Origin of the sequence: uncultured Nostoc sp., assembly GCF_964245575.1 — a bacterium.
Taxonomy (GTDB): Bacteria; Cyanobacteriota; Cyanobacteriia; order Cyanobacteriales; family Nostocaceae; genus Nostoc.
Genome location: NZ_CAXTNP010000425.1, coordinates 1 through 4,651, shown reverse-complemented (window position 1 = coordinate 4,651; position 4,651 = coordinate 1). Strand labels below are relative to the sequence as shown.

General features: G+C 39.8%; 6 protein-coding genes and 1 CRISPR repeat array. Of the genes, 5 read left to right on the top strand and 1 reads right to left on the bottom strand.

Translation table 11 applies throughout. The features are described 5' to 3' along the window. The first annotated feature begins 58 nt into the window (after positions 1-58). Both ACFFAP_RS36080 and ACFFAP_RS36075 read left to right on the top strand, forming a co-directional pair. Positions 59-499: a TauD/TfdA family dioxygenase gene (locus tag ACFFAP_RS36080; RefSeq protein WP_375515710.1), complete on the top strand. Its 441-nt coding sequence runs from the start codon at positions 59-61 to the stop codon at positions 497-499. Positions 500-570: 71 nt separating this feature from the next. Next, positions 571-999 (top strand): hypothetical protein, encoded by a 429-nt coding sequence (locus ACFFAP_RS36075; RefSeq protein ID WP_375515709.1) that lies wholly within the window; start codon positions 571-573, stop codon positions 997-999. 3 nt (positions 1,000-1,002) lie between these two features. Here ACFFAP_RS36075 and ACFFAP_RS36070 read toward each other — a convergent pair whose 3' ends face one another. Then, positions 1,003-2,193, bottom strand: a complete 1,191-nt coding sequence (locus tag ACFFAP_RS36070) for a helix-turn-helix transcriptional regulator (RefSeq protein ID WP_375515708.1) — start codon at positions 2,191-2,193, stop codon at positions 1,003-1,005. A 208-nt stretch (positions 2,194-2,401) separates the two neighbouring features. Here ACFFAP_RS36070 and csx18 point away from each other — a divergent pair, with 208 nt between their 5' ends. The 3 genes from csx18 to cas2 all read left to right on the top strand — a co-directional run bounded on the left by csx18 (position 2,402) and on the right by cas2 (position 4,093). Next, positions 2,402-2,674: a CRISPR-associated protein Csx18 gene (gene csx18, locus ACFFAP_RS36065; RefSeq protein WP_375515707.1), complete on the top strand. Its 273-nt coding sequence runs from the start codon at positions 2,402-2,404 to the stop codon at positions 2,672-2,674. Positions 2,675-2,809: 135 nt separating this feature from the next. After that, positions 2,810-3,802, top strand: coding sequence for a CRISPR-associated endonuclease Cas1 (gene cas1, locus ACFFAP_RS36060; RefSeq protein ID WP_375515706.1), 993 nt, complete (start codon positions 2,810-2,812; stop codon positions 3,800-3,802). Between the two features lie 9 nt (positions 3,803-3,811). Further along, a complete protein-coding gene (gene cas2, locus ACFFAP_RS36055; RefSeq protein ID WP_375515705.1) occupies positions 3,812-4,093 on the top strand; it encodes a CRISPR-associated endonuclease Cas2 in 282 nt (93 codons plus the stop codon). Between the two features lie 186 nt (positions 4,094-4,279). Then, positions 4,280-4,603: a CRISPR direct-repeat array (repeat unit 36 nt; unit sequence ATTCCCACTTGCTGGGGATATTAATTGAATGGAAAC). Positions 4,604-4,651 lie beyond the last annotated feature (48 nt).

The window sequence follows — 4,651 nt, the reverse complement described above, 5'->3', positions numbered from 1 at the left end:
CGCTCCTCTGCACCCCTGCTGCCTCAACGATTTTCCCTTTTCTTAGTGCCATTCCACTATGCTGTGTGATGCACGGACTCTGTGCAATGCGTTAGAACCTGAGGATGTTGAGTTACTGCGCCTTCACCCTATTGAATGGCGATTTCCCAACTCCGACCAATTTTTCCAAAAACCAGCCATTACCGGTACAATAGAAAATCCTTGTGTGAATCTGACTGATGAAAATGTTGCCCCAGGATCTACTATAGGTAGTCCCATAGAAGAGGTACAATCGGCTTATGAAAGATTGCGTGAGAAAGCAGCAGAGTTAGCGGCTGGAGTTTTTCTCTCCTATGGAGATTTGCTTATTATTAGTAATAAGCGCACTGTACACGCCAGGACATCATTTACGCCTCGATTCGATGGTAGCGATCGCTGGCTTAAGAAGATTTTTGTCTCTTTCAACCTTTGGAATAGTGGTAAATGTCAGTGGCCAAGCCGTGAAATGCCTTTAGGTTAACATCCAATTAGCTACCCGATTTTTGAATAATGATTGCCGAGCTAAAACACCTAAAAGAAAGTTTTTAATGGTTGCTAAAAAATCTCTCTGAAAAAGTAAAGCTCAATATTTTTCCTTGCATTGGTTTTTTTGTCCTGAAATGTAACGAAATATTTCGCCAACAGCATCAGCAAGGTTATTCTGCAACGTTTACGGCTGAAAACTCGGTTTCGGGTGCAGAAGTCAAAGCAGATCATGAGGGTGAAAGTTCCGGCGCACCTGTGCCAAACGCTGAAAAATGGTCGCATGAGGCGATTGTAGCGCGGTCAAATATGCGACCTGTAAGAAGGGAGAAACTAAATCGAGCAGCAAATTCAGGGGAGAATCCGGGGTTTGATTTCTTGCTCTCGTGCTGGAATGATGATCCGGCACTTGTAATAATGATCAAAAAATTATTGGCGAAGTTTCCGCAGTGGGGGATTGCGATTGTGGATGGAGTGTTGCTTGATTGCGAAAGGTAAAAATCACACTGGCTCAGAATAGCGTGCAGCTAAAGCGACTGCTGCTTGACGGTGCTTATCTACTAGTGCAGAAGGTGAAAGCATTTGAGCTTTATCCATGTGACGATAAACCCATAAACTAAATTCATCTATTGAACGGTTTGGCAAATCAATTCTATAAATTACATAACTGGGTTTCCCAGTAGTTTTATCAATAATTCCAGGAGTAATTTTTTGTTTTGGATGGCGACGTTCCCCTTCCAAAATAAATCCTGTCATCGGAGGAAAAAAACGAACTTCAACTTTGATTAAGTCTAAACTTCCTTGCAGTTCTAATTTTTGAGATTCGAGATCACCTAAATTCAAACCCCAACCATTTTCTATTAATTGGTAAGCCTTAGTAAGGCTCTCTCTCTGTAATTCTAAGCCACGTATTGGTATGCCCAGAGGTACACAATAGTTTCTGAAACGGTTTAAACGTCCAATTGCTAAATGCCCAGTTTCACAGTATTCATACAAGAGATACCAAGCAATATCTTGGTAAATTAACTGTAAGGGAAAGATGCGTAGAGGGCCAATACGATTGTTACCATAAAGGTCACTACCACGATAAATTTCTATTGCTTGTCCCTGACTAATAGCTCTTTCTACTAACGGCAATTGGTGAAATAATGTATCCTGATTTCTACCCTTTTCAGCCATTTCTTCGGGGTCAGAATATACAATTGTGCGGTTAAGATATTGTCTGGTTGGGTAGAAAAAATCACCCTTGAGTTCCATATCTAATCCCCGCAATCTTTTACTGAGAGTTTCATAAATTCGTCTGACTTGGGCATCTCCTTGGTACTGAGCAAGGGAAGCCAAAGCATTAAATGCTACTTTTAACTCGGCTGAGGACAAAGCGCCAGTACCAAGATAATAGCCCCAACGATACATTCGCTGGTCGAGAATAGTGTAGTGACGAAGAGTTTCTAAATCTTTGCGGAGGGTAGAAACAGCAGGATAACCTGCTGGTAATTCTATCTTCAGTTCAGTCGCTAATTTCTGTAGGGTTTTTTGCACTGTTGCCAGGGCATCATGGTGTTTATCATTCCTAGAGTCCATTAAATCAGGACTACCGATACCTGGATGTTTCAGCAGAGTTGCAATTAACAGCATCAGGCGTTCAAAAGCTAAGTGTTCTTTGTAGGGTTGGGATGCAAGTTTTTTGGCCATAGTTAGAGAGAAGTCGATAATTGAGGTTAGAGCATTCCCAAAAAGAAAATATTACAGTGGTGTCAAGAGAATGCCCGTAAAGCTTTTATAACAGCCTTTTCCGTGAACATCAATCAGACTTTACTTTATAGCCTTTTTCAAGCTTTTTTATGATTTTAACGCTAGAGTAGTCAGTACAAATATTGAAAATAGAGTTAAATTTACCACTATGTATATTTCACGTCGGTCTGCTACTGTACGTAATGCTTTAGTCTCTGTTGTTAATGGTGGTGTAACTTTAGTGATTTTGTTAATTGCACCTATGGGTTTGGCAGCAGTAATCATTAATACTTTACTAGTGACATTTGCTACTTATGTTGTTTCTAGCGTGGCTGATAGGGTAGTTAAGTGGTTGGAACCAGGAGGAAAGGCAGAATTAATTTCTCCTCCACCTGGAAATAGTTCTTCACGAAAGTCAAAATTACAACGTTGGTGGCAATAGTTACTTGTAGCAATTCTTTGTCAAACTACACAAAATCAAGCTTGAGTTTGATGGACTTGGGATTTTGCCCCCAGTCCCGAAGCAATCTCACTCTTAGGTAATCGGTATTAGAGGTTTTTGATAGTTCATAATTCTATGCAAACTCTTTATGTTTCTCAACAAAATTGCTATGTGTGTTTGCAAAAAGAAACTTTAATCATAAAGCAGGGAGAAAATATTTTTGGTGAAGTGCAGTTACCACTGTTAGAACAAATTCTAATTTTTGGTAGTTCGCAAGTTACTACTCAAGTAATTCGTGCTTGTTTATTACGAGATATTCCTATTGGTTATTTATCACGGATGGGATATTGTTATGGTCGGATTTTACCTATTTCTAGGGGATATCGGCAATTGTCGCGCTACCAACAGCAATTATCACCTATTGAAAAGCTAATTACTGCACGGGCTATTGTGCGAGGAAAATTGAAAAATAGTCGAGTATTGTTGCGGCGACAGCGACAAAAGCGGGAGTCAGAGGTGTTAGAAAAGGTGCTGCTAAGTTTAGATTATTTGGCTGATCAAGCGGCACAAGCTGAGACTTGCGAAAGGCTGATGGGGTTTGAGGGTGCAGGGGCAGCCCAGTATTTTAATGCTTTTAGTGAATGTTTGACTAATGCCGATTTTGTGTTTTCTGGTCGGAGTCGTCGTCCTCCAGGAAATCCTGTAAATGCAATGTTAAGTTTTGGCTATCAAGTTCTTTGGAATCATCTTTTGGCATTGATTGAACTTCAAGGACTTGATCCTTATTGTGCTTGTTTGCACCAAGCACATGATGGTCATGCAGCATTAGCTTCTGATTTAATTGAGGAGTTTCGTGCCCCACTTGTAGATTCTCTAGTGATGTGGTTAATTAATCGCAAGATAGTTAATGCTGAAAGTGATTTTGAATTTAATAATGGTGGATGTTATTTAAATGATTTGGGAAGAAAAAAGTTTCTCAAGGCATTTTTGCAACGCATGACGGAAGAGATAAAAATAGATAATGGAGAGAAACAACCGAAATGGGATATACTCAATCAACAAGTAAGGGCTTTTAAGCAGTTTGTTTATAATCCCAGTCACAGTTATCAGCCATATCGTATTGATTGAGGCTGAATTATGTTTTTATATGTGATTGCTTATGATATTCCTTGTGATAAACGACGTAAAAAAGTAGCTGATTTATTAGAAGGTTATGGACAGCGTGTTCAATATTCTGTGTTTGAGTGTCAGTTAACTACCGAGAAATATCAAGATTTGCGTCGTCGTTTAAGAAAAAAGTTGAAGTTAACTGAAGATAGTCTACGATTTTACCCTTTGTCACGACATACTCTTTCTCAAGTAGAATCTTGGGGTGTGGGGCCAGCTGTGATTGAACCGCCTAGTTCGGTGATTATTTAATGATGTTGCCGAGGTTCAGGGAAAATGGCTGAAGTTCCTATTCTGGCGTTGTGAACTTCGGTTGCTTACAGAATAAGGGTTTGGGGCATGTTAGTGATTGATGGAATGGCAGTTCGGCGATTAATTTTTGTGACCTTCGGAAACGCCTTCTGGATTCCTTACTGGGTAAGGGTCTAAAATTGAAGGATTCCCACTTGCTGGGGATATTAATTGAATGGAAACTCTAACCTAAGTAACTAGCCGAACCATAGAAGTTTTCAATTCCCACTTGCTGGGGATATTAATTGAATGGAAACCTGGAAAAAAGATTGGAACTTACACGGGCAGAGTATTCCCACTTGCTGGGGATATTAATTGAATGGAAACTAAGACTAAAAGCTATTCCCCTTCTATTAGGGAAATATTCCCACTTGCTGGGGATATTAATTGAATGGAAACTTAAAAATTTAAGTCAAATCCGCAATGCAAAAGTCAATTCCCACTTGCTGGGGATATTAATTGAATGGAAACCGTCCCAAGATTGACGGATACAACTATCTAGCTCCTTGACATTCCCAC